The 24,651-nt window shown below is 63.6% G+C and carries 26 protein-coding genes and 2 pseudogenes; 10 read left to right on the plus strand and 18 right to left on the minus strand.

Annotated elements, in window-relative coordinates:
- Positions 1-343 (minus strand): annotated as a pseudogene (locus OOZ48_RS02625) (IS21 family transposase); the annotation flags it as partial.
- A gap of 78 nt (positions 344-421) precedes the next feature.
- On the opposite strand from OOZ48_RS02625, the gene OOZ48_RS02630 reads away from it, so the two are divergent.
- Both OOZ48_RS02630 and OOZ48_RS02635 read left to right on the plus strand, forming a co-directional pair.
- A complete protein-coding gene (locus tag OOZ48_RS02630) occupies positions 422-730 on the plus strand; it encodes a hypothetical protein (RefSeq protein WP_269495400.1) in 309 nt (102 codons plus the stop codon).
- Positions 723-1,058, plus strand: a complete 336-nt coding sequence (locus OOZ48_RS02635) for a helix-turn-helix domain-containing protein (RefSeq protein ID WP_269495403.1) — start codon at positions 723-725, stop codon at positions 1,056-1,058. Before OOZ48_RS02630 ends, OOZ48_RS02635 begins: the two co-directional genes overlap by 8 nt.
- Positions 1,059-1,130: 72 nt before the next feature.
- Here the strand turns inward: OOZ48_RS02635 and OOZ48_RS02640 are convergent, their stop codons facing one another.
- Positions 1,131-2,063 (minus strand): alpha/beta fold hydrolase, encoded by a 933-nt coding sequence (locus tag OOZ48_RS02640; RefSeq protein ID WP_269495404.1) that lies wholly within the window; start codon positions 2,061-2,063, stop codon positions 1,131-1,133.
- A gap of 602 nt (positions 2,064-2,665) precedes the next feature.
- Here OOZ48_RS02640 and OOZ48_RS02645 point away from each other — a divergent pair.
- Both OOZ48_RS02645 and OOZ48_RS02650 read left to right on the plus strand, forming a co-directional pair.
- The gene (locus OOZ48_RS02645) at positions 2,666-2,803 is read left to right on the plus strand and encodes a hypothetical protein (protein ID WP_269495405.1); all 138 of its coding nucleotides are present in this window, start codon (positions 2,666-2,668) and stop codon (positions 2,801-2,803) included.
- 384 nt (positions 2,804-3,187) lie between these two features.
- Positions 3,188-3,754 carry a peroxiredoxin gene (locus OOZ48_RS02650; RefSeq protein WP_269495406.1) on the plus strand — a complete coding sequence of 189 codons (567 nt, stop codon included), beginning with the start codon at positions 3,188-3,190 and terminating at the stop codon, positions 3,752-3,754.
- 15 nt (positions 3,755-3,769) lie between these two features.
- Here the strand turns inward: OOZ48_RS02650 and OOZ48_RS02655 are convergent, their stop codons facing one another.
- The 8 genes from OOZ48_RS02655 to OOZ48_RS02690 form a co-directional block, all read right to left on the minus strand.
- Positions 3,770-4,483, minus strand: coding sequence for a TetR/AcrR family transcriptional regulator (locus OOZ48_RS02655; protein WP_269495407.1), 714 nt, complete (start codon positions 4,481-4,483; stop codon positions 3,770-3,772).
- A gap of 45 nt (positions 4,484-4,528) precedes the next feature.
- A complete protein-coding gene (locus OOZ48_RS02660; protein ID WP_269495408.1) occupies positions 4,529-5,782 on the minus strand; it encodes an MFS transporter in 1,254 nt (417 codons plus the stop codon).
- Between the two features lie 5 nt (positions 5,783-5,787).
- Positions 5,788-6,234: a MaoC family dehydratase gene (locus OOZ48_RS02665; protein WP_269495409.1), complete on the minus strand. Its 447-nt coding sequence runs from the start codon at positions 6,232-6,234 to the stop codon at positions 5,788-5,790.
- Between the two features lie 37 nt (positions 6,235-6,271).
- Positions 6,272-7,441, minus strand: coding sequence for a thiolase family protein (locus OOZ48_RS02670; protein ID WP_269495410.1), 1,170 nt, complete (start codon positions 7,439-7,441; stop codon positions 6,272-6,274).
- Positions 7,431-7,865, minus strand: coding sequence for a Zn-ribbon domain-containing OB-fold protein (locus OOZ48_RS02675; protein ID WP_269495411.1), 435 nt, complete (start codon positions 7,863-7,865; stop codon positions 7,431-7,433). Before OOZ48_RS02675 ends, OOZ48_RS02670 begins: the two co-directional genes overlap by 11 nt.
- Positions 7,862-9,016 carry a thiolase family protein gene (locus OOZ48_RS02680; RefSeq protein WP_269495413.1) on the minus strand — a complete coding sequence of 385 codons (1,155 nt, stop codon included), beginning with the start codon at positions 9,014-9,016 and terminating at the stop codon, positions 7,862-7,864. The genes OOZ48_RS02675 and OOZ48_RS02680 overlap by 4 nt, the downstream gene beginning before the upstream one ends.
- 2 nt (positions 9,017-9,018) lie before the next feature.
- Positions 9,019-10,986 (minus strand): acetoacetate--CoA ligase, encoded by a 1,968-nt coding sequence (locus OOZ48_RS02685; RefSeq protein ID WP_269495415.1) that lies wholly within the window; start codon positions 10,984-10,986, stop codon positions 9,019-9,021.
- A gap of 64 nt (positions 10,987-11,050) precedes the next feature.
- Positions 11,051-12,445: a short-chain fatty acid transporter gene (locus OOZ48_RS02690; RefSeq protein ID WP_269495417.1), complete on the minus strand. Its 1,395-nt coding sequence runs from the start codon at positions 12,443-12,445 to the stop codon at positions 11,051-11,053.
- 334 nt (positions 12,446-12,779) lie between these two features.
- On the opposite strand from OOZ48_RS02690, the gene OOZ48_RS02695 reads away from it, so the two are divergent.
- Complete coding sequence (locus OOZ48_RS02695; RefSeq protein ID WP_269495419.1) at positions 12,780-13,064, plus strand: addiction module antidote protein; 285 nt, start codon at positions 12,780-12,782, stop codon at positions 13,062-13,064.
- A gap of 20 nt (positions 13,065-13,084) precedes the next feature.
- Here the strand turns inward: OOZ48_RS02695 and OOZ48_RS02700 are convergent, their stop codons facing one another.
- Complete coding sequence (locus tag OOZ48_RS02700) at positions 13,085-15,217, minus strand: DNA/RNA helicase domain-containing protein (protein ID WP_269495421.1); 2,133 nt, start codon at positions 15,215-15,217, stop codon at positions 13,085-13,087.
- A gap of 50 nt (positions 15,218-15,267) precedes the next feature.
- Positions 15,268-15,642: a nucleotide pyrophosphohydrolase gene (locus OOZ48_RS02705; protein ID WP_442867530.1), complete on the minus strand. Its 375-nt coding sequence runs from the start codon at positions 15,640-15,642 to the stop codon at positions 15,268-15,270.
- Between the two features lie 110 nt (positions 15,643-15,752).
- Here OOZ48_RS02705 and OOZ48_RS02710 point away from each other — a divergent pair, with 110 nt between their 5' ends.
- Entirely contained in the window at positions 15,753-16,163 is a 411-nt protein-coding gene (locus tag OOZ48_RS02710) for a cation diffusion facilitator family transporter (RefSeq protein ID WP_332108245.1), read from the plus strand.
- Positions 16,164-16,217: 54 nt separating this feature from the next.
- Here OOZ48_RS02710 and OOZ48_RS02715 read toward each other — a convergent pair whose 3' ends face one another.
- Positions 16,218-17,156, minus strand: coding sequence for a LysR family transcriptional regulator (locus OOZ48_RS02715; RefSeq protein ID WP_269495425.1), 939 nt, complete (start codon positions 17,154-17,156; stop codon positions 16,218-16,220).
- A 126-nt stretch (positions 17,157-17,282) separates the two neighbouring features.
- Here OOZ48_RS02715 and OOZ48_RS02720 point away from each other — a divergent pair, with 126 nt between their 5' ends.
- The 4 genes from OOZ48_RS02720 (at position 17,283) to OOZ48_RS02735 (ending at position 20,195) form a co-directional block, all read left to right on the plus strand.
- The gene (locus OOZ48_RS02720) at positions 17,283-17,828 is read left to right on the plus strand and encodes a cytochrome b (protein ID WP_269495427.1); all 546 of its coding nucleotides are present in this window, start codon (positions 17,283-17,285) and stop codon (positions 17,826-17,828) included.
- A gap of 31 nt (positions 17,829-17,859) precedes the next feature.
- Complete coding sequence (locus tag OOZ48_RS02725; protein WP_269495429.1) at positions 17,860-18,432, plus strand: YceI family protein; 573 nt, start codon at positions 17,860-17,862, stop codon at positions 18,430-18,432.
- Positions 18,433-18,489: 57 nt separating this feature from the next.
- Positions 18,490-19,059 (plus strand): YceI family protein, encoded by a 570-nt coding sequence (locus tag OOZ48_RS02730; RefSeq protein ID WP_269495431.1) that lies wholly within the window; start codon positions 18,490-18,492, stop codon positions 19,057-19,059.
- Positions 19,060-19,157: 98 nt separating this feature from the next.
- Positions 19,158-20,195 carry a glutathione S-transferase family protein gene (locus OOZ48_RS02735; RefSeq protein WP_269495434.1) on the plus strand — a complete coding sequence of 346 codons (1,038 nt, stop codon included), beginning with the start codon at positions 19,158-19,160 and terminating at the stop codon, positions 20,193-20,195.
- Positions 20,196-20,226: 31 nt separating this feature from the next.
- Here the strand turns inward: OOZ48_RS02735 and OOZ48_RS02740 are convergent.
- The 5 genes and pseudogenes from OOZ48_RS02740 to OOZ48_RS02760 all read right to left on the minus strand — a co-directional run.
- A pseudogene (locus tag OOZ48_RS02740) lies at positions 20,227-20,991 on the minus strand (branched-chain amino acid ABC transporter permease); the annotation flags it as partial.
- A 16-nt stretch (positions 20,992-21,007) separates the two neighbouring features.
- Complete coding sequence (locus OOZ48_RS02745) at positions 21,008-21,868, minus strand: branched-chain amino acid ABC transporter permease (protein ID WP_269495436.1); 861 nt, start codon at positions 21,866-21,868, stop codon at positions 21,008-21,010.
- Between the two features lie 7 nt (positions 21,869-21,875).
- Positions 21,876-22,628 (minus strand): ABC transporter ATP-binding protein, encoded by a 753-nt coding sequence (locus OOZ48_RS02750; protein ID WP_269495439.1) that lies wholly within the window; start codon positions 22,626-22,628, stop codon positions 21,876-21,878.
- On the minus strand, positions 22,625-23,404 hold the full coding sequence (locus tag OOZ48_RS02755) for an ABC transporter ATP-binding protein (RefSeq protein WP_269495441.1): 780 nt from the start codon (positions 23,402-23,404) through the stop codon (positions 22,625-22,627). Before OOZ48_RS02755 ends, OOZ48_RS02750 begins: the two co-directional genes overlap by 4 nt.
- Entirely contained in the window at positions 23,401-24,642 is a 1,242-nt protein-coding gene (locus OOZ48_RS02760) for an ABC transporter substrate-binding protein (protein WP_269495443.1), read from the minus strand. Before OOZ48_RS02760 ends, OOZ48_RS02755 begins: the two co-directional genes overlap by 4 nt.
- Positions 24,643-24,651: the final 9 nt, after the last annotated feature.

The raw sequence follows: 24,651 nt of genomic DNA on the forward strand, positions 1-24,651 counted from the left end.
GGTAGCGCTCGCAGAACTGGCTGTATTGCAGGGTGCGCCGCCCCAGGTGGTTGGCCTGATACTCCTGCCACAGCAACATCAGGGTGATGCCCTTGCGAGAGAGTTCTTGGTGGATAACGGCGTAGTCGGGGATGACGGTGGCGGCTACCCCGGCCCGGGCGGGGAACAGGCACTGCTCCAGCTCGGCCTCAGTCAAGGGCTCAATGGCCGCCCAGTCCAGGCCCGCCGCTGCGGCGGCGGCCAGGTACTTGGCCACCACGCCCTTGGACACGCCCAGAGCCTGGGCGCAGTGGCGCTGAGAATGGCCCAGGCAAAGCGTGTGATGAAGAATGGATTTGATCATGCGCGTACTCAGTAAAGGCGGCGGCATGGGGACTCCCAAAAAGCCCGACACACTACCGCAGGGTTGAGGTCAACGCGCTTGATCTGGCCGGCTGCCGCCGGCGTGGTCACGATCATCGGAATCGATGGTCACACCACCGGAATAGGTGGTCACGATGCCGGAATCAGGGAAAATCAGAGGGACCGGGCTGCCTGGTCACGATCACCGGAATCGGTGGTCACAATCATCGGAATACGCACCGTGCGCTTCGCCGAGGCCGTCTTTGCGCTGCATGTCTTCCAGAAGAAAAGCAAACGGGGCATTGAAACGCCCAAGCCGGACATGGACATCATTCGTCTGCGTTTGAAGGCGGCTGCAATCGTTGCGCAGGAGTTGAGAAATGAATAAACGCATCATTGACGGCGTAGAAGTCGAGGCCAGCACCGGCAATGTGTTTGCTGACCTGGGCCTCCCCGACGCCGAAAAACTGCAAATCAAATCAGGGCTGACCGTCGAGATTGCCAAGGCCATTCGTGAGCGAGGGCTCACCCAAGCCGAGGCAGCACAACGCATGGGCCTGACCCAGCCCAAGGTATCGAGCCTGCTGCGTGGTGAATTCTCGAACTTTTCCGAACGCAAGCTAATGGATTGCCTAAACCGGCTGGGTTACGACATAGAAATCCGCGTGCGGAAAACACCGGAACCGGTCGGCCACCTGGTGCTAACTCACGCTTGAGGCGCTGACCCGTTTGTGGCCGCCGCAACGCCACCTCAGCCTGGCGGCTGGGCAGCAGCTCTATGAGCCTGATCAGCGAGCTGCTGAGAGAAAAGCCTCGATCGCTATAGCCAGTGCCTCAGGCTGATCGAGATGGACCATATGCCCCGCTCGATCAATAACCTTGCGCTCAACAGACCGGACCTTGCTCAGCCGCCCCTCGAATTCAGAACGAGGGTATTTATCATTGCCCTGCCACCCCTGGCCGTCATGTTCACCCTCCACCAACAGAACGGGCGCCTGGATCTCCTCCCACGTGGAGACGACCTCATCGCATCGGTAGATAAGGGGGTTGACACGTTTATGCACAGCATCCGCCGCAATGTGCCGGCGACCATCCTCTCCAAGCTCTGCCCAATGACGCGCGAGCCAGCGCCCATATTCCTGCTCGAGCAGCGGGCTTCTGCGTTTCAAGTGATCAACGACCTCCTGCTCGCTCGCAAAAGAGCGTAATGTCGTTGGTGATTTCAGGCCCTGTAGCCATTGAGCAAGCCTAGCAGACGCTGCGGACGGGTCGGACCGGGGCAGTCCAAAGCCCTCGACATTGATCAGGCGACGAACGCGCGTGGGGCATGTGCCCGCATAGACCATCACAATATTGCCGCCCATGCTGTGGCCCAGCAGATCGATTGGAGAGGCCGGCGATATGTAGTCAATGACGGCATCCAGGTCGCCGTAATAGTCGTGGAACGAATAACTGTCGACGGGCTGTGAGCCGCAGCTGCCGCCAAACCCCCGCCAGTCCAACGCGATGACCTCTCGGTCAGCGGACAGATAATCGACACAGCGTTGAAAGGAGGCTCCGATGTCCATCCAACCATGCGTCAGGAGCAGAGGTGGAGCGTTAAGCACGGAGCCGTTTTTAGGCGCCCACCGGTGAATCCTATAGGGCATCGTGCCTCGGATGGTGATCTGCTCGATGGTCGAGGCTCTGTGCGGGAGGTAAGGGGATGGCTGCGTGCTCATGCGCGGATTATAGAGGTTGTGAAAGCCCGGTAAAAACCTGTTCAGATGATAATTGAGGGTTGGACGGATACACGGCCTCGATCGTCAAACTGTGTCGGTGGCCGCGCTAAAAAAACACAAATCGTGCGCAATACCCGACGGGTTCGCATCCTGCTGGCTTCGCACCACCCCTTGCGCCACGTCTGCGCGCACGCGGCGCGTGCCATGGCCCCGTAGCGCTGAAAAATGCAGTCTGCTCGCCACTGAAAATGCAGACGCTGCGGCTACCGACCCGTCAGGCCGAAAAATCAGCATGATCGGCTCGGTGACGAAATATGCAGGTTAGCTCGTCCACCGAGCGATACCGGAGCGGAAAAATCGCCTGATGCGATACGGCGGTAAAGACTTTGTGCGCCGCCGCTGAGTGCCATAGGGCCATGCATTCGACGGACGTCCCGCGCAATGGCATGGAGCTGGGAACCTTCACCATCGATTCGAGGGATATCGGCCGCTTGGAGTGCCTCTCCGCCCTGCCGACTTGACATAATGCTGAATTACTGATATTTTATACAGTTGTAGTGGCGGCGCACGGTGTGCTGTCACATTGCTTTGGGAGAAAAACCATGTCTACACCTAAACGTGTCGCCTGGAAAAATATCGTCACGCCACCGCTTAACTGGAAAGCCCCAAAGATATCCAAGCAAGAATCCGAGTCTGGCGAGAACCAAAAAGACAAGGAAGAGCAAGGCTCCGATAAGTAAGCTTTTTGCCAACTGCGTTGTGGGCGTGTAGTTGGTAAAGCCGCGAAGCGTCTGCGGCCAGCGCCGGCCTAGCGTGGCCGCAGATTTCAAGGCCTGCCCCGATACAGGGGCAGGCCTTTTTGTGGTGCGCCCAGCATGGGCGCACTCCTGCGGGTGCAAGTCCCGCCATCAGTGGATCACAGCGAATGAAGCGAAGCGCAACGGCGTGAGGGTGACCAAGCGTGGGAAATAAGAAATCCCCAAAACCCTCATGAACACTGGCTTTACGGCCAACGTGCGATTCCGGCCCCGACCAGTTCTGCAAACCCCTCATGACTGTCCGAAAAGTGTTACTTGTTCCAGACAAACCTTTTAAATGTCCGAAAAGCATGTCATTCTTTAGACATGAAGAATGCGCCTCAAGTCTCCAACCTCAAAACCCAGGTCATCCGTCGGATCAGCGCAGCGCTGATGGCGGTGTCCCTCATCGCGTTTCCCAGCCTGGCCGGTGCGATCGAGGTGGGCGATATGGCCCCCGATTTCCGCTTGCCGGGGGCTGATGGCGGCACCTATCAGCTGTCGGACTATCGTGGTAAGCAGGCAGTGGTGCTGGCCTGGTTTCCCAAGGCCAACACGCATGGCTGCACGATTGAATGCAAGTCGCTGGCGGAAAGCGGCGACCAGATCCGTCAGTTTGATGTGACGTATTTCATGGCCAGCGTCGACCCGCTGGCCGACAACGTCGACTTCGCGGAAAAGACCGAAGCCGATTTCCCCTTGCTGAGCGATGAAGACAAGTCAGTGGCCAAGGCCTACGGGGTACTGGGCCTACTGGGCGTTGCCAAACGGCATACGATTTATATCGGCAAGGATGGCCGTGTCTTGAAGATCGATACTCAAGTCCGGCCCGAAACGTCGGCGCAAGACATGGTCCGGAATCTTGTCGATCTGGGGGTTGAGCGCCGTCACTGACAGTGCTGCGTAGGGCTACTCGGCAGCTGTCCCGTTGCCAAACAGCGTTCCGGCATATGTCCTGCCCACGGAAGCCGGGGGCGCATCGGTCGGCAGGGCCGGTTCGTCACGGCTGAGCATGCGCAGAGCCAGGTTGTTCAGGCGTTCTGCAATGTGCTTGGTAGAGAGTTTGCCTTGCGGGCGCATCCAGATGTAGCTGTAGAAGTACATGCCCAGGATGCCCTTCAGGACGATCGGATCGTACGGCCGGAAGTAGCCCTGGTCGGCCCCGTCGATGAGCGTGTCCCGCCAGATTTTCTCGTAGCGGCTGTGCAACTCCATGACCTCGGAGTAGCGGGGTTCTGATAGTGACTGGACCTCGCGGAAGCACACGGTAAGCTGCGTCTGGTGCGATGCGATCTTCTCGACCAGCAGGCGCCCCAGAATGGCGATGCGTAGATTGGGGTCGAGTTCGCGGCGCGCCTGTTCCGAGCCGATGTCGCCAAGATCCTGGATGTATTCCTTTGCGATGTCGTAGAGCAGGTCTTCCTTGCTCTTGATGTGGTAGTACACCGCACCCCGTCCCAGCCCCACCGCGTCGCATAGATCGCGCATGCTGATGGCGTGGTACCCGTGTTCCGCAAACAGTTTGGCCGCGATCCCCAGGATGCGGTTTCTCTGGGAACCGTTATCTGGGCCTGGCGCGTTGCCGGCATCCTGGGCGAGGGTGGTGGGAAGTCTGGACATCATTCCGGCTGATCCAATGGTTTTGAGCTCCGTATGCGAGTTCCTGCATTATAAGTTTGTGCGTCGTATCCCGCAGGCGGCCCTCAAGGACGGCCAGAACGCCGCCAAGCCCAGCAAGGGCCCGGGCAGCAGGATCCACGCGGAATCGATGCCCATGTGCTCGAAGAGGCGCGTGATCAGTGCGATCGAAACCACGGTGATGGCAAAGCCGATGGCATTCTGGATCGCCAGCGCGCTGCCCACCAGCTCTTTCGGGCAGTGGCGGGCAGAGAGCGCCGAAAACTGCGGTGAGTCTGCCACCACGGTCGCACCCCAAAACACCAGGATTGCAAAGAGGGCGAAGGGCGGCAAGTAAGAGCTTCCCAGCACGAAGACAAGACTGCACAAGCCCGAGAGCGCCAGTGCGCCGGCGGCAACACATTCGCTGCCTACGCGCTGCGACAGGCGTCCCCCGACCAGGCATCCGAGCGTGCCGGCTGCAATGATCAGGAAAGAAGCGCCCGAGATCCCGCCCACTGGCAGCGTCTGGCCCAGGGCCAGGCGCGCCACATAAAGCGGAATGATGGTCCAGAATGCGTACAGTTCCCACATGTGCCCGAAGTATCCCAGGGCGGCGGCGCGAAAGGCAGGAATCCGGAAGGCCTTCGTGACGGCGCCCGGCCGCAGCCTGTTGGGCTGGGCACCTGGGCGGTTCAGGTGCGGCCCGTCGCCCAGAATGCCGATGGCCAGCGCCCCCAGCATTGCAAGCAGGGAGGAAGCGCCGATGATCAGCGGCCACGGCAACTCGGCGCCCACCAATCGCAGCCCATGCGGCAAGGCCGTGCCCAGGGTCAGCATGGCGACTAGTTGCGCGAGCGCGGCGCCTGTGCGCTCAGGCGCCCAGGTGACGATCAGCTTCATGCCCAGCGGGTAGATGCCTGCCAGAGAAGCCCCGACCAGAAAGCGCAGCACCAGGGCCTCGGAAAGGCTCGAGGCCCACCAGGCGAAGACCGCATTGAATGCGGCGCCGGCGATGGCGCTGATGACGAAAAGCGAGCTGGCCCGAAAGCGGTCGGCCAGCCCGGTCAGCGAGACGAACAGGGTGCCGGCGATGAACCCAAGCTGAACCGCGCCGGTGAGCAGGCCGATGTCTGCGGCGGTGATGCCCCAGGCAGCCTGCAGGTCGGCGGCAGCGCTGTTGGCGCTGAACCACAGGGAGGTGCCGAACAGCTGGGCCAGCGCGATGACGGCGACCGGCCCGGGCTTGAGAATCAGGCGCGCTCTGATGCGGGCGACCGCCTGAGGAGCGCCTGTGCCCAGCATGGGAATCAGGCCTGGGGCTTGAGTAATGTGGTGTAGGTGGTGGCCGTTCCGCTCAAGCAGACATCGCCATCCTGATTGACGACGCTGACCTCGAGCTTGCAGATTGGCTTGTCTTCGCGGATTTCCTTGACCGTCACATGCCCGGTGATGGTGTCGCCGACGTACACGGCCTTCGAGAACTTGAGCTCCGTGCTCAGGAACACCGTCCCTGGGCCTGGCAGATCCTCGGCGACGATAGCGTTCAGCATGCCGGAAGTCACGCCTCCTTGCACGATGAGCCCCTTGAAGACGGAGGCCTTGGCCAGCTCCTCGTCAAAGTGCAAGGGGTTGCGGTCCCCTGTGATTTCCGTGAAGAGTTCGATATCCCGGCGGGTGATCGATTTCTGGCGTTGCGCACGGGCGCCTGCCTTTGGCATTCCGTTCAGGGTCTGGTTCCAACAGTTCTGACTCATGAGATCTCCATTCAACAGGTGTAGGTGGCCTGCGCGTCTACGCGACATTTTCAATCAGCACGGCCAGGCCTTGGCCGCCGCCGCCGCATAGGGTGGCGATTCCCCGGTGCAAGCCGCTGCGCCGCAGTTCGAGCGCCAGCGTCAGCAGCAGCCGGAACCCCGAGGCCCCCAGGGGGTGTCCGATGGCAATGGCGCCGCCATTGACGTTGACCTTCTCGGCCGACAGATTCAGTTCGCGCATGGATGCGACTACGACGCTGGCAAATGCCTCGTTGATTTCGTACCGGTCGATGTCGTCGACCGCCAGGCCTTGCTTTTGCAACAGCTTTTGGATGGCGTGTGCCGGTTGCAGTTGCAGGCTGGGGTTCGGGCCGGCGACCCAGGCCCAGTCGATGATCTTCGCCAGGGGACGTGCGCCGCCAAGTTGCTGCAGCTCCTGGTCGCTGACCACCAGGCCTGCGCTTGCACCGTCGGACATCTGTGATGCATTGGCGGCGGTGATCGTGCCGTCGGCGCCGAAGGCGGGCGCCAACGAGGCCACTTTCTCGGGCGTAGTGTCGGGGCGTATGCCTTGGTCCGACCGCACGACGGTGCCCTGGACCGTGACGGGGACCAGTTCGTCGCGCTCCCGCACGGCGGCCGCGTTGGCCGCGCGCTGCTGCGAGAGGACCGCCCACTCGTCCTGCGCCTGGCGGCTGATGCCCAGCTCGCGGTTGTACTGCTCGGACAATGTCCCCATGGAAAGGTCGCTCAAGGCGCAGTGCAGGCCTTCGCTTTGCAAGGCGCTGCGCGCCACCGTATCGGGGGTGATGACTTCGTCGGGAACGAGCCAGGCGGCGCGGGTCATGGAGTCGAATCCGCCAACCACGTACTGGTGCCCTTCGCCACAGCGGATGCGGCGCGCGGCATCGCACACGGCTTCCAGGCTGGCCAGGCAGACACTGTTCAGCGTCAATGCGGGCGTGCTGATGTCGATTCCCCCGCGAGTCGCCGCAATGCGCGCCGGGTTCTGGCCCAGGCCCGCCTGGACGACGACGCCCAGCAAGGCGGCATCGGGCCGTGCCGCACGGGGATGGCGGCGCACAATCTCCTGGATGACCGCCTGGCCCAGGTCCAGGGAGTCCAGGGGGGACAGGGCGCCTCGCATCTTGCCAAACGGCGTTCGTACCCCATCCAGCAGGTATGCGTTCGGGAACTCAGTTTGCATGATCGTCTCCGGAAGGTTCAAAGAAGGGCAGCATGCGCTCGCCAACCTGTACGCATCGCAGGGATACGGCACCTCCTATGCGCGCCTGTGTCGGATCGTCGACGAGCAGTTGGCTGAGCATGGTCGGTCCTTCATCCAGCTGTACCAGCGCGATGAGGTAGGGGGTGGCTGCTTGCCATGCGGGGTGGCCCGCGCGATGGATGACCGAGAAGCTCTTCAGCACGCCCTTTCCGCTGGCCGCCTCCCAGCTTAGTGTTTGCGACCAGCAGTGGGGGCAATGGTGTCTGGCATAGAAGACCCATTTGCGGCAATCGGCGCACCGCTGCAAGGCGAGCTGGTGGTTTTGCACCGCGTCCCAGAACGGCCGGGTGACTGGATTGGGGAAGGGGCCGGGAACTTGCAGGTGGGCTAGAAGTGCTGTCATGAGTCGGCTCCAAGGACCAGGGCGACGGCTTCGCTGACCGTTGCCCCATTGCCAGTGATCAGCGCGCTTTCCGCGTTGGGAATCTGGCGTGGGCCGGCGGCATGTCGCAACTGGCGGACGGCCTCGATGATGTGACCCATGCCGCCCGCCAGGTCGGCCTGCCCGCACGCCAGCTGCCCGCCGTGCGTGTTCAGGGGGTGGTCGCCCAGGTGATCAAAGCAGTGCTCGTCCATCCAGGGTCCGAACTGGCCTGGTGCGCACAGGCCGGCGTCCTCCAGGGTAAGGGCCACCATGATCGTATAGCAATCGTACAGGGACAGAAGGCTCATGTCGGCAGCCCGCAGGCCCGATTGCCGGAAGGCGTGTTCCATGGCGGCTTTGAGCGGCCCGCTGGTGAGCGAGGGCGCCTGGCTGATGGCGCGATGCGTGACCTTTTCGCCGGCGCCCAGCAGGTGTACCGGCGGATGCCGCAAGCCGCGCGCACGGCGCTTGTTCGTCACCACCACTGCTGCGCCACCTGCGACGGGCATCACGATTTCGTACAGATGCAGCGGGCTGGCGATCAGGGGCGAGGCCAGGATGTCTTGAGTGGTGGCCGGTTTGCCGTAGAAGATTGCGTTGGGGTTCAGTTGTGCATTCTGGCGCGCAATGGCGGCGATGCGCGCGAACTGTTCGGGCGTGGAGCCGAATTCGTCCATGTGGCGCTGCATCGGGAGGGCATAGGAAATGTTGGCTCCCGAGGCGCCAAAGGGCACGTCAAACTCGCGGATTGGATTGCGGTTGGGCGAACGGGGCGGATCGGCCTCGCGCACGTTGGCCAGCACACACACGACCGTGTCGCACATGCCGGCGGCGATGGCAGCGGCGGCACGCCAGACCATGCCGGCCCCGCTCGCACCGCCCAGGTCCACGACATTGGACATGCGAGGCTGGATTCCCAGGTACTCAGCCACCGTGGCGGGGACGTGCTGCGGCGTCTCGCCGACCTGGGGACCGACCAACAAGCCGTCCACCGCATCTTTTTCAAGACCGGCGTCCGCGACGGCCTGAATCACCGCGCTGCTGATGAAGTCCAGTGTGGTCTGGCCGACGGTGCTGCGCTGGGGCTTGAGCTCACTGATGCCGATGATGGAAGCCTGGTGAAGTGACATGTTCAGGCCTCTTCGTGCAGCGCGGAAATTGTCGCATAGTCGTCGAGGCAGGCCGGGTTGGCGAGGGAAGCAAGGTTCTTGACGGGCTTGCCGGCTGCGCTGGCACGCGCAGCCCCTTCGACCCGTTTGCCATTGATCGTGTAGGGCACACCGCTGACCTGATGAATGTGCCTGGGGACGTGGCGGGGAGAGGCATGCTTGCGGATGGCCTGACGTATGCGATCCTTGAGTGCATCGTCCAACGTATGGCCCGGCTGCAGCACGACGCACAGGACGATCTCCTCGTCGTCGTTGATCTTTCGGCCGAACACCACGCTGTCCTGGATGGTCTCGATGGTCTCGACCACCCGGTAGATCTCGGCGGTGCCTATACGGACGCCACCTGGCTTCAGGGTGGTGTCCGTGCGGCCATAGATGATCAGGGAGCCGTGGATCGTCTGCTCGGCCAGGTCGCCATGGGTCCAGATGTCGGGCCGCTCGGCAAAATACGCATCATGGTAGCGTTGGTCGCCGTTCTCGCCCCAGAAGGTCAGGGGGGCGCTGGGAAATGGCTCGGTGCATACCAGGTCGCCCTTGCGTCCGATGATCGAGGCGTTGCGCTCGTCGAGCACATCCACGGCCAGGCCCAGCGCCTTGCAGGATAGATGCCCGCGGCGCACTGGATGAAGCGGCGAACCCAGCGCGAAACAGCCGATGATCTCGGTGCCGCCCGATATGGAGGCGAAGATCATGTCCTGCTTTACGGCGGAGTACAGCCAGTCGAACTGTTCGGGGGTGACCGGGGCGCCAGCCGAGAGTACGCTGCGCAGCGCCCCTAGATCGTTGGACCGGCCGGGCGCATAGCCGGCTTCGGCCACGGCTGACAGGTAGCGCGGGCTGGTGCCGAAGTGGGTGATGCCGGCCGCCTCGGACAGGCGCCACAGCACACCGTAGTCCATGCCGCCATCAGTCTTCAGGATGGGGGCGCCATCATACAGGACGATCTGGGCCCGGCAGGCCAGACCGCTGATGACCCAGGGGTACATCATCCAGGCGATGTTCGTGTACCAGCTCATGACGTCCCCGGGGCGGACATCGCCGTGCAGGATGTGCTCCTTCAGGTGCTGCAGCAATACGCCCCCCGTAGTGTGCACAATGCCCTTGGGCAGGCCGGTCGTGCCCGAGGTGAACATGACGTACAGCGGGTGGGCGAAAGGAAGGGGCTCGAAGTACAGTCCATCGGATGGATGCGCGCAGAATGCGTCCCAGCCGATGAGGTCGATGCCGGGCGCATCCAGGGATATCGGCCCTTCGCCGGTGAGGACCATGGCCTCCAGGCCCTGCGTACCGCGGACGATCTCGGAAAGCTTCTCGCGGCAGTCGAAATCCTTGCCGTTGTACCGATAGCTGCCGCAGGCGATGATCAGCTTTGGATTGACTTGCCCTGCACGGTCCAGGATGCCGGCGGCGCCGAAATCCGGTGAGCAGGCCACCCAGATCGCGCCCAGGGACGCGGCCGCCAGCAAGCCCACCAGCGCTTCGATCCGGTTGGGCAGGATGCCCGCCACGCGGTCGCCCTTGCCAATGCCATGCGCGCGCATGCCTGCCTGTGCCGCGGCCACGAGGCGGCGCAGCTCGTCCAGGGTCAGGCGCCCGTAGATACCGTTCTCGTCGGCCTGGATCACCGCCATCCGGTCCCCGGGCCCGGCCAGCATGTTTTCCGCGTAGTTCAGGCGGGCATCGGGGTACCAGCGCGCGCCGAACATCACGCCCTCGCCCGACCGTTCCAGGCTGGTGGCCCCTCGGGTGCCGATGACTTCGCAGAAATCCCACACCGCGTCCCAGAATTCGCCCGGCCGGCTTGTCGACCACCGATGCAGCGTATCGTACTGGCCGGGGTCGAAGCCGTGAGCCTGCGCGAAACGCGCCAGGTTTGATTGCGTCATTTCCTGTTGGCCGGGACGCCAAAGGATTTCGTTGTCACCTATCATCTGAGTTCCCCGTGGGTTGCTTGAATACCATGTCCGACATGGCGGGCGGGTGGACGGGTCTTGGCTATAGAATCAGGGGCAGGATCACCAGCCCGATGCTGAAGATCACGAATGCGACCATCATCATCACGGCCGTGTAGCCCATGATCTCGCGGGCCTTCAGCGCCGTGACGCCCAGCAGCGGCAACATCCACATTGGCTGGATGCCGTTGGTCAACTGGTCGCCGTACGAGAACGCCATGATGATGACGCCCAAGTCGGCTTGGAGCGTCTTGGCGGCCTCCATCAGTAGCGGTCCTTGCACCGCCCATTGGCCGCCGGCCGAGGGTACCGCCAGGTTGACGATCGCGGCGCTGATCAGCGTAGTGATCGGCAGTGTGTACTGGTTGGAGACGGCCACGAGCCATTCGGCGAAAATCGCCACCAGCCCTGAACTGGCCATGATGCCCATGATGCCGGCGTAGAACGGGAACTGCAGGACGATCTGCCCGCAGGCGCCGATCGCGTCATCGACCGCCTTCACATACGCCATGGGCGTCTTGTAGGCCAGCATGCCAACGATCAGCAGGATGAAGTTGACGATGTTCAGGTTCAGGTCGACGCCGTGGGTGTAGAAGTGGTAGCCCACATAGGCAAAGCCCGAGATCACCACGATCAGCGAGAGCAGGGGCGCCTGCTCCAGGCGCTCGGCCACTGTCAGGCGTGCCTGGGCAGTGGCGACGGTCTTCTGGTCCATCAAGGCTCCGACGGCAGCAAGCTCGCCGCTCTCGGGGTCCGTGCCGTGACCGGCCTGCGCATCGGTGATTTCCTCTGTTTCTTCCGGCCGTGGGTGCATGCGCCGATAGACGATCGGGATGATCAGCAAGAATGCGACGAACGTCACCAGATTGGCGGGTGAGAGAATCGTCTCGCTGACGGGGATCAGACCGATCTCGTCCATCAGGAAGTGGCCCTGCGTGTTCACAAGCAAGGGTGCCGAGGCCGAGAACCCCGTGTTGAAGATGATCAGGCCCGTGAACCCGGCGGCCGCCGCCAGTGGATAGTGCACCCGGATCCCGCGCGCTTTGGCGGCCGCGCAAATTTCGCGTGCGGAGATGGCGCCGATGATCAGGCCCAGCCCCCAGCTAATGTAGCCGAAGACGATGGCCAACACCGTGATCAACGCAATGGCCTGGCCGGCGTTGCGGGGGAGCTTGGCGGCATGGGAAATGATCCGGCGCGCCGGTGGCGAAGCCGCCAATACATAGCCGAACAGCAGGATCACCACCATCTGCATGGAGAAGGTCAGCAAGTTCCAGAAACCGCCATACCAGTGTTGGACAAGTTCGAACGGCCCCGAAGGCGTCAGCAGCAGGCCGAGTATGTAGACGATGATTGTCAGGATGATCGCGAATATGAACGGATTGGGAATGTATTCGCGCGACAAGCGCGTACAAAATTCCCCAGCTTGTCTCAACATGGAATTTTCCTCCGGCAAACAAAATTTTTATGAATGGGCCAGCAGCTTGGTCGAACGTGCGCCTATGCTGGGGTTTGCCAGGGCAGTTTAGGAATTGTATTCCGACCAGTCAATACACTGCTTCTGTATTTGTTTATAGGATATTACTAAAATTCCTTATAAAACAATATATTATAAATTAAGATAAGGGAAAACCATGATCATAAAGTATTTTTAAAACTACTATTTAAGCATGTTATTTTTCCCGAATTCGGAGTTTTTAAACTACAATTCCATCATGTCGCGTGATGGTGCAGCCATTCGCGGCTCGATCCTTTCTTCGAGGCAAGCCATCATGAACGAACCCGATGCGTACGATCCGCTGACGTCGCTCCTGGACCAGGATGAAGTCGTCTATTTCCTTGCAGATGCGTTTGCGACTGAAGACGCGGGAAGAATTTCGCACGCGATGGGTACGGTTGCGCGCGCGCGCGGCATGGGCCGGATCGCCACCCAGACCGGCCTGTCGCGCGAGCAGTTGTACCGGACCCTAAGCGGCGAGGGCAATCCCACCTTGAGGACCTTGTTGACGGTCCTGAAGGCGCTTGGGGTGAGCTTGAGCGTACGCGTGGCCAGGTAGTGTGGGTGGGGGCGTAATACTCAATCAATCACGCCCAAAAACTCGCCCACCACCCGATAACGATGCGCGTCATCGTCGCCGAGTTCAATGGTCGCCATGCCGGGATCATCGGACCGGGGCTTCAGCAGGATTCTCTGGTGCTGCCATCCGTCGTCGGTCTCGACCTTGATGCTCTCGTATTCCTTGACGGTATATCGCGAGCCCGCATCGCCATCCTGGATGTCGTCGCATTCGACCAGCACGATTTTGCCGTTCCGGCTGCCGGCGGGATTCAGGCGAAACAGGCAGGTGGCGCCGTTTGGAATGATCGTGTTCATCGATTCGCCGACCACCCGGCAGGCGAAAATGTCCTTGCCTATTGGCATGCCTTGCGGCACGGCGATCCAGTGTTCGTGCGCGACGTGCTGCAGCGCGCTGAAACCGCCCGCGGCAGCCTGCAGGTCATAAAAAGGCACCGCGTTGACGTACGGCTCCAGTTTTTCAGCCGGCTTGGCCAGCGGAATGATAGTGGATCGATAGACGGGTATGTGCCGCTTCAGGTAGTTGCGCAGGCCTTCGTCGCACGCATAGACGAAGGTTCCCTTGATGCCTCGCAGCATGATGGTTTTGTAGATGTTCAATATGTATTGCTTCAGCTCCTCCGGATCGTCGATGGTCTGCTTGCCATTGCGGTCGTGGTAGTTGTCTTTGTCGATGACGATCTGGTCCAGCTTCGCGTCATAGCGGATCTCATGGCCGAAGATCACGCCCGCGTAGTTCAGGTCGTAACCCTGGGTCGTGTGAATGCAGCCGACTTCGTGCTCGGCGCCCGGTGTGTTGATGAAGTCTATGGTGGTGCTGTTCCAGCGCAGTTGGACATCCGCGATCCGGATGTCGTATGCATCCGGGTCTTTCCTGGATATCCACGGCCACGCGTAGCCGGCGACCAGCCGCGCAAGGCCATGCGCCTGATTCCGTCGATCGATTTCCTTCACCATGTCCGATAGCTTGTCGAACATCAGGAATTCGTACTTCTTTGAATGAAATGTCCCGGTGTCGGGCAGGTGCACGTTCAGCAGATCATCGAGGAACTGGACATAGTCCGAGCCTCCTTGAACCCGGAATTGGGAGACCAGCCGCATGACCTTCGAGTCGGGCGACGATTTGATGGCCTGGAAATCGGCGGCGTTCGCATCGGACGGTTTGATGCTCTGGCCCGCGTCGTAGAAAAAGACGGCCTTGCTTGACTGTTGGGTGACCCAATCGATCTCGCTGCAGGTGTTCTTGTCCAATCCCAGGGCCGCGCAAGCTTTGTCGAAGGCGCCATAGTAGGCGCCCAGGTTCACCCGTTTGCGCAGCCGGTGCGATTCGTCCACCAGCACAATATCGTAGGATCCCTGTACCAGTTCTGACGGACTGATGACCATGTCCGGGCGCAGGCCGGCGATGTTCCGGAACGCCTTTTTCAAGGTGTTCCGGAACGATGCCATCGGCACGACCAGGGCCATGCGCGGCTTTGGGTAGCGACTCTTGAACGCCGCCAGCAGTTCGCGCAGCTCGGTTTCCTCTTCGGAAAACTCGTGCAGCTCCAGTTCGGCATCGTCAGTGTGGATCAGCTTGAACAGGAATATGGCGAGAACGGATTTTCCCGTGCCGGCCCCGCCTTCGACCATGAGGTTCTTCAGCCCTGGGCTCAACAGTGCCCGCATGATCTCGATCAAGCCCTCGCGCTGGTCGGCCGACAGGGATTTGTAGGGCGAATACTTGAAGACATCCGAGTTGTCGATGGACTCCAGGGAATGCGCTGCTACGCCGTGCGCCCGCAATTTGTCCCAGGTTTCGCGAAAGATTCTCGAATACAGCTCGTCCTTCTGGAAGTAGTTGTGGTCGGCCAGGCCCAGGTTGCCGTTCAGCAGCCGGAAGCAGCCGTCGGCCGCCATGTACTTGATCAGCGAGGATTCGATGTCGAGGGTGGCGGATTTATTGAAGCGTTCGCTGCTGATGAGGTGCACCGTGGTCAGCCGTTTCTTGTGCGGGTGCTTGAGGTGGGTGCCCAGTCGGGTCAGTGTGTCGGTGGTTTCGCCGACGTAGGCATTGCGCGTCGCACCGTCGCTGAGGATATAGACCAGCGGCCAATGGCCTGCGGCGTGTGCATGGGTCTGTATGCTCGCCAAAACCTCCGGGGAAAACCCGTATCGCTTGACGTCGACAAGATCCGCCTGGCTCATAGCTCGTTGTATTTCTTCGCGCTGCCCCGGGCTTTGTCGACGGGGTATTTTTCCTCGTTGCGTTTGATTTTATCCAGGACGATTTGCTGGGGGTCGAAGCCGTAGGCATCGGACAGCAGCAGTGCGTAGGCCAGCACGTCGGCCAGTTCCTCTTTGACCTTCTCGGGATCGGCGGCCTCGGGCGCCTTCCATAGAAAAGCCTCCAACAGCTCGCCGGCCTCGATGCTCAGGGCCACCGCCAGGTCCTTGGGATTGTGAAACTGCTGCCAGTCGCGATCGTCGCGAAACTGTCGCAATCTTTGCAGGGCCTGGTCCATTTCCTTAGCCTTTTCCGGGGTCGATGTGTTGCCAAGGATGATAACTTGCGCCATTGCGGCTTGCACGCATGGCGGGTCGGGCGGCGGCACGCCACATGCTGCAGGACCACCACCTGAGGGCGGACAGGCCACCCCGGCCTGTGGCCTTCAGCGAGGAGACTCCTATGCCGCCAGAAACCAGTCCGGCATCGCCCTCATCGGCCGACGCAAAGGGCGCGCGCCGGGTGGTGTATGGCGCGGTGGCGGCGAATCTGGCCATCGCGGCCAGCAAGCTCGTCGCCGCCGCGGCGACGGGCAGTGCCGCGATGCTGGCCGAGGGCGTGCATTCGGCTGTCGATGCGGGCAACGAACTGCTGCTGTTGCTGGGCATGCGGCGCAGCAACCGGCCGCCCGACGAGTCGCATCCGTTCGGCTACGGCAAGGTCCTGTACTTCTGGGCTTTGATCGCGGCCGCCTCGGTCCGGTTCAAGCGGGGCATGCGCGTTGAGGAAGTCGAACAGGCCATCGGCCGGCTGGAGGACACGGTCAGCCACGAATGCCCGACGATCCGGCACGTGTTCTTTGAATTCCGCTGACGGCGGCGGGCGGCCGCGCGGGCGCGGGCAGTCCGGCCGGCACACCTGCCGCCTCTAATACACAGAGGCCGTCCTCACGGCTTCGTCGTTCTGCCGGCGGGCGTGTTCGACCAGGTAGTCCAGGAACACGCGGGATCGCTGCGGGATGAACTTGCGGCTGGGCAGTGCCGCATACATGGCCAGGCGGCCCGTGATCCAGGGGTTCAGGACGCGCACCATCCGGCCGTGCGCGAGATAGGACGCGACGAGGTCGAACGAGATCGAGGTGATGCCCGCGCCGTCCAGCGTGGCGCGCAGCAGGGTGTCGGTGTGGTTCGCGATCAGGACGGGTTCGGTGTCCACCTCGACCGCGCCCTGGGGGCCGGATCGCGGGTGGCGCCACATGCGCCAGGCGCGCAGCGGCGCGCCCGGGTGTTTGAGGCGCAGGCAGTCGTGTCCGGCCAGGTCCTGCGGCTTTTTGGGGGCGCCCCGGCGGGCCACGTAGTCGGGCGAGGCGACCAGGATCACTTCGGATTCTATGATCTTGCGCGCCACGATGTCGGCATCGAAACCGGCGTCCACCCCCAGCAGGGTGACGTCGTAGTCCTCGATGGGCGGGTCGCGGTGGGTTTCGACGTCCATGTCGATCACGATGCCGGGGTGGCGCCGGCGAAAGTCCGACAGCAGGGGGGCGATCACATAGCTGGCCAGGGCCGGCTGGGTGTGCACCCGCAATCGGCCGGCAAGTTCGCTGGTGTGTGCGCTGGCGACGGCATCGGCCTCGGCGACGTCTTGGAGGATCTGGCGCACGCGCGCCAGATAGGCCTCGCCGGCCTCGGTCATGGACACGCGCCGGGTGGTTCGCTGGAACAGCCGCGTGCCCAGCATCGCCTCGAGTTCGGCGATCAAGCGGGTCACCACCGGCGGCGACATGTCCAGGGCGCGTGCCGCCGCGGCAAATCCCCCTTCATCGGCGACCCGTTCGAACACCTGCATGGCCAGCAAGCGATCCATGGTGGTCCTCCTATCCTGATTATTCCTGAAACAGGAATAGTATATGTCATTACGCTGTATTTATTCCTGTTGTCAAAATACTTAAAGTAGCACTTCAACCCCATCACGCACGAACCGGAGGCGACCGTGAACCCGAACCCGCGCTATACCCGCACAGCCATTTTTTTGCATTGGCTGGTCGCGCTCGGCCTGGTCGGCACGTTCAGCCTGGGCTTCTACATGGAAGGCCTGCCCCTGTCGCCCAGCAAGCTGAAGCTGTATTCCTGGCACAAGTGGGCCGGCATGACGCTGTTGGCGCTGGCCGTGGTGCGCCTGGCCTGGCGCATGAGCCATCCGGCGCCCGAGCTGCCCGGCACCATGAGTCCGATGGCGCGCCTTGCGGCGGGTGTCGGGCACTGGCTGCTATACGCGCTGATGCTGGCCATCCCCGTCAGCGGCTGGTTGATGAGCTCTGCGCAGGGCTTTTCGGTGGTGTGGTTCGGGGTCGTGCCCTTGCCCGACCTGGTGCCGCGCAACGCGGCCCTGGGCGAGCTTCTGAATGGCGTGCACGTCACCCTGAACTATCTGCTGCTGGCCGCCGTGGCCGGCCACGCAGGCGCCGCATTGCACCACCATTTCATCAAGAAGGACACGGTCATGGCCCGCATGCTGCCGTTCGCGGGCCGGGCCTGACACCCGATATCACAGGATCAAAGGAAAACTCATGAACCTTTCTTTTTTGCGTCCCCTCGCCCTGGCCACCGCCCTCGGGCTGGGCATACTGGGCAGCGCCGGCGCCGCCGAATATTCCACGCTCGATGGCGAGGCCAGCACGCTCGCCTTCGGCTACAGCCAGATGAACGTCAAGATGGACGGCCGCTTTGCCGAACTGCGCGCGACCGAACTCAGCTTCGATCCGGCCCGGCCCGAAGCCGCCAAGGTGTCCATCGAGGTCGCGTTGTCCGGCATCGACGCCGGCTACGACGAGGCCAACACGGAACTGGCAAAGGACGAATGGCTGGCCCTGGCGGCGCACCCGGTCGCCACCTTCACCTCGACCGGAGTCGAGGCCTTGGGCGACAACCGCTATCAGGTGACGGGCGAGCTCTCGATCAAGGGCGTCACCCGCACGGTGACGGCGCCCTTTACCTTCGCGCAGGACGGCGATGCCGGTGTCTTCGAGGGTGATTTCACCTTCCAACGCGCCGACTTCGGCGTGGGCGAGGGCGAGTGGCGGGATTTCAGCATCGTCGCCAATGACATCCGGATTTCGTTCCGCATCGTTGCCAAGCCCTGATTTTCATTTTTGACCATTGAAATTTCCACCCATTGAACATTGAATAGAGGATTCATCATGAAAAAGACGCTCATCGCCGCCGCCTTCGCCGCTTTCTTCGCGGGCCAGGCCCTGGCCGCCCCGCAAACCTATGCGGTGGATCCGTCCCATACCTACCCGCGCTTCTCGTATGACCACATGGGCATGTCCAAGCAGATCCTGCGTTTCAACAAGACCTCGGGCACGGTGGTGCTGGACAAGGCGGCCCAGGACGCCAAGGTCGACGTGACCATCGACATGACCTCCGTCAGCACCGGATTCGAGATGTTCGACGGCCACATCCAGGGGGCGGATTTCCTGGATACCGCCGCGTTCCCCACCGCCACCTACCAGTCGACCAAGGTCGTCTTCGAGGGCGACAAGCCGGTCAGCATCGAGGGCGAGCTGACGATCAAGGGCATCACCCATCCGGTGACGCTGACCGTGACGTCCTTCTACAATGGCCCGCACCCCATGCTGAAGAAGGACGCCATCGGCGCCAACGCGACGGCGGTCATTTCGCGCACCGCCTTCAACGCCGGCAAGTTCGCGCCGGGCGTGGGCGACGAGGTGACGCTGGACATCGCGCTGGAAGCGGTGGCCGAATAAATGGCCGGGCATTCGCCCGAGGCCTGGCGGCCATCCGGCCGGGCATGGCGCATGCCGATGAATGGCGGGCTGCGAGGCCTGCCGGCAAGGAGAACGACATGGGACTGTTGATAGACGGACAATGGCATGACCAGTGGTACGACACCGAGGCCACGGGCGGGCGCTTCGTGCGCAGCGACGCCGGGTTTCGCCACTGGATCACGCCCGACGGCCAGGCCGGGCCCAGCGGCGACGCCGGGTTCCGGGCCGAGGCCGGCCGCTACCATCTGTACGTGTCGCTGGCCTGTCCGTGGGCCAGCCGCGTGCTGATCCTGCGCACCCTGAAGGGACTGGAATCCATGATCGGCGTGTCGGTCGTCAACCCCTATATGGGCGACCACGGCTGGACGTTCGACCCCGCCCCCGGCGTGGTCGCCGACCCGGTGCTCGGGGCGCAGTACCTGTACCAGCTCTATGCGCGGGCCCAGCCCGACTACACCGGCCGGGTGACCGTGCCCGTGCTGTGGGACCTGCAGCGCGACACCATCGTCAGCAATGAGTCCGCGGAAATCATCCGCATGCTGAATTCGGCGTTCGACGGCATCGGCGCGCGCGAGGGCGATTACGCGCCGGCGGATCTGCTGCCGGAGATCGACGCCCTCAATGCGGACATCTACGATGCGCTCAACAACGGGGTCTACAAGGCGGGCTTTGCCACCTCGCAGGCCGTGTACGAGCAGGAAGTCGCCAAGGTGTTCGCCTGCCTGGATCGCCTCGAGGACCGGCTGGGCCGCCGGCGCTACCTGCTGGGCGAACGCCTCACCGAGGCCGACTGGCGCCTGTTCACCACGCTGATCCGCTTCGACGCCGTCTATCACGGGCACTTCAAGTGCAACCTGAGGCGCCTGTCGGACTATCCGAATCTATGGAGCTACACGCGCGAACTCTATCAATGGCCCGGCGTGGCGGGCACCGTGGATTTCGACCACATCAAGCAGCACTACTACCGCAGCCACGGCACCATCAATCCCAACGGCATCGTGCCGCTGGGGCCGCAGCTCGACCTGTGGCGCGCCCCCGACCGTGCAGGTAGCGGTACTCGCGCCCGAACCCCTCGGGCTTGTAGATCAGCAGCAGGATCAGCGCGAGGCCGATGAGGATCAGCCGCAAGGCGGCCAGTTGGTGGGGCGCAAACCATGGAATCGCGTCGTCCAGGAATCTCGTGCCCTCGATCAGGACGACCACCGTCAGGCTGCTGAGCAGCACGCCGCGATGGCTGCCGCGGCCGGCCAGGATGACCAGCATGAAGGCCGATGCCGTCATGGCGACATTGAACTGCGTCGGGTCGATGTATTGGTAATAGAACGCGTGCAGGCAGCCGGCAATGCCCAGCGCGGTGCCGCCCAGCGCGAACAGGCGCAGGCGCGCGCCCAGCACGTTCTTGCCCACGGTCTCGGCCACCAGCGGATCGTCGCGCAGGGCGCGGGCGGTCCGTCCCAGCGGCGAGCGCGACACGGTTTCGAAGGCAAGGAACACCAGCGCCAGCCCGGCCATCGCGAACAGGAGCATGCCGATGTCGCTGGGGAACGGCCGTGGAATGCCCGGGATGCCGATGCTGCCGCGGGTGAGCCATTCCTCGTTGTTCACGATCAGCTTCACGCTCTCGGCAAATGCCAGCGTGACGATGGCGAAATAGTCGTCTTCCAGGCGTAGTGAAATCAGGCTGACGAGGGCGCAGACGACGGTGGTGATCACGATGGACGCCAGCACCGCCTGCCAGGGCGCCCAGCCCAGCTGCGTGATCAGCAGTGCGCAGGCATAGGCCCCGACCATGTAGAAGCCGAACAGGCCGAAGTTCACCAGGCCGGTCATGCCCCACTGGATGTTCAGCGCGAGGCCGACCACGCCGGCGATGACCGCGATGGTGAGCAGGGACAGCAGATAGCTCGTCATAGGGCCTCCTTTCCGCCTACCGGGTCAGCCAGCGGGTGCCGAACAGGCCGGCGGGGCGTAGGATCAGCAGCAGGCTCATCAGCACGAAAGCGACCATGATGCGGTAGTGCGAGGGCAGCACGAGGGTGGCGGCCTCGGACAGCACGCCCATCACCAGCGCGCCGGGTATGGCGGCCAGGGGATGCGTGAGGCCGCCCAGGATCGCCGCGGCAAAGGCGGGCAAGGCATACAGCCAGCCCATTTGCGGGTCGATGGTGGCATCCAGGCCGATGAGGGTGCCCGACAGTGCGGCGAGCACGCCCGACATCACCCAGGTCGCGGTGATCACCCGCTGGCGCGAGACGCCGCGCGTGGCCGCCAGGGGCGCGTTGTCCGCGATGGCGCGCATGGCGCGCCCCAGGCGGCTGCGGCGGAATATGATCCACACGACCAGCAAGGCCAGCGCGCACACGGCCAGCGCCTGGACCTGTTCGACGTTGATGCGCAAGCCCGCCCAGCGCCAGGGACGCGACAGCGCCACGTCGTAGCCCATCGGGGTGTTGCCCGCGATGAAGCGCACGATGTTCTCGAGGATGAACGACACGCCCATCGAGGCCACCATCAGCGTGACGGCGGAGCGGTCGCGCAAGGGCCGGAAGACCAGCAGGTCGATGGCCGCCGCCAGCGCGCCGGCCAGGGCGGCGCCCACGATGCCGGAGACGAGCAGCGGCAGTCCCAGGACCACGTTCAGGGTATAGACCATGTAGGCGCCTGCCGTGATCATGGCGCCGATCGCGAAGTTGGCGAAGCGCAGGACGCTGAAGGTCAGGGCCACGGCCAGCGCCGGCAGCGCGACGAGCATGCCGGTGACCAGGCCGTTGAAAAGTATCTGCATCATGTCCGTGTCAGGGGTCCGGCGTGTGCGCGCCCGGGCGGTCCAGGCTCAGGAACAGTTCGGCCAGCGTGTCGTCGGCCGCCAGTTCGGCGGCGGGCGCCGTGCGCCTCACGCGGCCCATGACGAGGACCAGGCCCTGGTCGGCCGCGGCCAGGCCCAGTTGCACGTTCTGTTCGATCATCAGCAAGGTGAGGCCGGTGCGCCGGATGCGGCCGATGATCCCGAACAGCAGTCCGGCGTTCCGGGGGGACAGGCCCGCGGAGGGCTCGTCGAGCACCAGCAGGTCGGGTTCCAGCATCATGGCGGAGGCCACGGCCACCATCTGGCGCTGGCCGCCGCTCAGGACGCCGGCCGGGGTCTTCAGGTGCGGGCGGATTTCGGGAAACAGTTCCAGGATTTCGTCGATCTTGCGCGCCAGCGGCGCGCGGGATTGGGGCGCTGGATGGAATTCCCAGCCCAGCCGCAAATTCTCGTGCACGCTCATGTTGCGGAATATATTGGCCTCTTGCGGCACGTAGGCCAGGCCGAGGCGGCTGCGCGCCGGGGCGTCCCGGTGAGTGATCGGGGTCTCGCCCAGGCGGATCTCGCCCGCCTGCGCGGGCACCAGGCCGACGACGGCCTTGAGCAGCGTGGACTTGCCCGAGCCGTTGGGGCCGACGATGGTCAGGGCCGAGCCGGCGGGCACCTCCAGGTCGATGCCGTGGAGGATGGGTTTGCCGCCATAGCCGGCCTTCAGGCCGCGCACCGTCAGGGCGGCGCTCACAGCGTCACCCCCAGGTAGGCGTCCTGCACTCGCTGGTCCGCCGTGACCTCGGCAAAGCTGCCCTCGGTCAGCACGGCGCCGTCGGCCAGCACGTAGACGGTGTCGCACAAGGCGGCGATGAGGTCCATATTGTGTTCGACGATGGCGAATGTGCGGCCTTCGTCGCGCAGTTCGCCGATGAAGGCCGCCAGTTCCTCCATCAGCGCCGGGTTCACGCCGGCGGCCGGTTCGTCGAGCAGGATGATGGGGGCCTCGAGCATCAGCGCCCGGCACAGCTCCAGCAGTTTCTTCTGGCCGCCCGACAGGCTGCCGGCCGGCGCATCGGCCAGCCGCAGCAGGCGCGTGCGCTCCAGCAGCGCCAGGGCGCGATCCAGGGCGGCATGCTCGGCATTGCGGATGGCGCGCCGGTCGGTGAAGATCCGCCACAGCGACTCGCCCGGATTGTCCGGCCAGGCCAGCAGCAGATTCTCGAGCACCGTCAGGCTGTCCAGCTCGCGGGCGAGCTGGAAGGTGCGCGCGATGCCGCCGCGCGCCCGCTGGTGCATGGGCAGGCGGGTGATGTCGCGCTCGCCCAGGCGCACGGCGCCTGCGTCGGGCGCGACGCTGCCCGCCAGCACGTTGAACAGCGAGGATTTCCCGGCGCCGTTCGGGCCGACGATGCCGGTGATCCGCCCGGGTTCGATGCGCAGCGAAATCCGGCGCAGCACCTGGAAGCCGCCGTAGGACAGCGAGACGCCGTCCGCGCTGAGGGCGAGCCCGGTGCGGCCGAAGGTCACTGGATCAGGCCCTTCAGATGATTGGCCCCGTGGGTGATGATGAAATGGCCGTAGCTGCGGTGCAACTGGTCGCCCGTGGGCACGAATTCGAAGTCCGCCCCGGCGCCGCTGTAGGCGATGTCTTTGCCGGCGCGCAGCGCCTTCAGGCCCGCGACCGGGTCCTCCACGGTCTCGCCCGGGCCGTTGACCACGTCGAGGATAGACTGGGTGAAGACGGCGGGATCGGCGCTGCCGGATTTTTCGATGGCCAGGGCCATCACGGCGATCTGGTCCCAGACGTTGGAGGGAAAGATGGCGAGTGTGTTGGCCGGCGTGCCGGTGTGCTGCGCGAAGGTCTTGTAGGCGGTCGATTCGGCGGGCGGGATCGACTGGATGTGCTGGATGCCTTCGGAGACCTCCGCGCCGACGTTCTTGATGAAAGCGCCCTCGGCATCCGCCGCCGAGGAATTCGAATAAATCTTGCTGGTGAAGCCGCCGCGGTAGACTTCGCGGGCGATGGCCGACAGTTCGGGCAGATAGCTGGGCAGGAACACGGCGTCCGGTTCCTTGGAGAATACTTTTTCGACTTCGGCCCGGTAGGACGACTGGCCCGGGTTGTAGTAGACGACGTCGACGATCTTGCCGCCCTGCTTCTCGAATTCCTTGACGAAGGGATCGACCATGATGGTCCAGGCGGGGGCCTGCTGCGCCAGCACGGATGCGCTGCGGGCGCCATCCTGGTAGGCGGCGCGCGCGAAGACCGCCCCCCAGTCGCTGCCGCGCGCCTGGAAGCGCCACACCAGTCCCCGGTTGTCGCCCTGGGTGACCTCGTCGCCTGTGCCGGTGACCAGCAGGGGGACCTTGCGTTCGAGCGTCAAGGGCCGCACCGCCAGGGCGACGGAGCTGCTCCACAGGCCGCCGATGGCCACGACCTTGTTGACGTCGAGCAGCTTGCGGGCCGAGGCGACGCCGGCGGTGGGGTTGGTCTCGCTGTCGGCCGCCACGATCTCGATCTTGCGGCCGTTCAAGACGCCGCCCGCCTCGGTGTTGATGAATTCGGCCGCCTGCTTGGCGGCCTCGATCATGCCGGGACCGTAGGCGCCGCCGGCGCCGCTCAGGGGCGCGATGATGCCGATGCGGATCGACGTGTCGTCCTGGGCGATCGATGCGGTGGGCAGGGCGGCGGCCGCCAGGGCGGCGAGCGATGAAAACGCGGCGAGGATGGCGCGGCGGCGCCCTCGTTCGAGGAGGCTGGACATGAGTGGGAT

This window comes from Castellaniella sp. S9 (genome assembly GCF_027257175.1).
Lineage (GTDB): Bacteria > Pseudomonadota > Gammaproteobacteria > Burkholderiales > Burkholderiaceae_B > Castellaniella.

Excerpts from the sequence above, each read along its gene's own strand:
- OOZ48_RS02635 (WP_269495403.1), top strand. The coding sequence starts at position 723 with ATGAATAAACGCATCATTGACGGCGTAGAAGTCGAGGCCAGCACCGGC.
- OOZ48_RS02640 (WP_269495404.1), bottom strand. The coding sequence starts at position 2,063 with ATGAGCACGCAGCCATCCCCTTACCTCCCGCACAGAGCCTCGACCATC.
- OOZ48_RS02645 (WP_269495405.1), top strand. The coding sequence starts at position 2,666 with ATGTCTACACCTAAACGTGTCGCCTGGAAAAATATCGTCACGCCACCG.
- OOZ48_RS02650 (WP_269495406.1), top strand. The coding sequence starts at position 3,188 with ATGAAGAATGCGCCTCAAGTCTCCAACCTCAAAACCCAGGTCATCCGT.
- OOZ48_RS02655 (WP_269495407.1), bottom strand. The coding sequence starts at position 4,483 with ATGATGTCCAGACTTCCCACCACCCTCGCCCAGGATGCCGGCAACGCG.
- OOZ48_RS02660 (WP_269495408.1), bottom strand. The coding sequence starts at position 5,782 with ATGCTGGGCACAGGCGCTCCTCAGGCGGTCGCCCGCATCAGAGCGCGC.
- OOZ48_RS02665 (WP_269495409.1), bottom strand. The coding sequence starts at position 6,234 with ATGAGTCAGAACTGTTGGAACCAGACCCTGAACGGAATGCCAAAGGCA.
- OOZ48_RS02670 (WP_269495410.1), bottom strand. The coding sequence starts at position 7,441 with ATGCAAACTGAGTTCCCGAACGCATACCTGCTGGATGGGGTACGAACG.
- OOZ48_RS02675 (WP_269495411.1), bottom strand. The coding sequence starts at position 7,865 with ATGACAGCACTTCTAGCCCACCTGCAAGTTCCCGGCCCCTTCCCCAAT.
- OOZ48_RS02680 (WP_269495413.1), bottom strand. The coding sequence starts at position 9,016 with ATGTCACTTCACCAGGCTTCCATCATCGGCATCAGTGAGCTCAAGCCC.
- OOZ48_RS02685 (WP_269495415.1), bottom strand. The coding sequence starts at position 10,986 with ATGATAGGTGACAACGAAATCCTTTGGCGTCCCGGCCAACAGGAAATG.
- OOZ48_RS02690 (WP_269495417.1), bottom strand. The coding sequence starts at position 12,445 with ATGTTGAGACAAGCTGGGGAATTTTGTACGCGCTTGTCGCGCGAATAC.
- OOZ48_RS02695 (WP_269495419.1), top strand. The coding sequence starts at position 12,780 with ATGAACGAACCCGATGCGTACGATCCGCTGACGTCGCTCCTGGACCAG.
- OOZ48_RS02705 (WP_442867530.1), bottom strand. The coding sequence starts at position 15,642 with ATGGCGCAAGTTATCATCCTTGGCAACACATCGACCCCGGAAAAGGCT.
- OOZ48_RS02710 (WP_332108245.1), top strand. The coding sequence starts at position 15,753 with ATGCCGCCAGAAACCAGTCCGGCATCGCCCTCATCGGCCGACGCAAAG.
- OOZ48_RS02715 (WP_269495425.1), bottom strand. The coding sequence starts at position 17,156 with ATGGATCGCTTGCTGGCCATGCAGGTGTTCGAACGGGTCGCCGATGAA.
- OOZ48_RS02725 (WP_269495429.1), top strand. The coding sequence starts at position 17,860 with ATGAACCTTTCTTTTTTGCGTCCCCTCGCCCTGGCCACCGCCCTCGGG.
- OOZ48_RS02730 (WP_269495431.1), top strand. The coding sequence starts at position 18,490 with ATGAAAAAGACGCTCATCGCCGCCGCCTTCGCCGCTTTCTTCGCGGGC.
- OOZ48_RS02735 (WP_269495434.1), top strand. The coding sequence starts at position 19,158 with ATGGGACTGTTGATAGACGGACAATGGCATGACCAGTGGTACGACACC.
- OOZ48_RS02745 (WP_269495436.1), bottom strand. The coding sequence starts at position 21,868 with ATGATGCAGATACTTTTCAACGGCCTGGTCACCGGCATGCTCGTCGCG.
- OOZ48_RS02760 (WP_269495443.1), bottom strand. The coding sequence starts at position 24,642 with ATGTCCAGCCTCCTCGAACGAGGGCGCCGCCGCGCCATCCTCGCCGCG.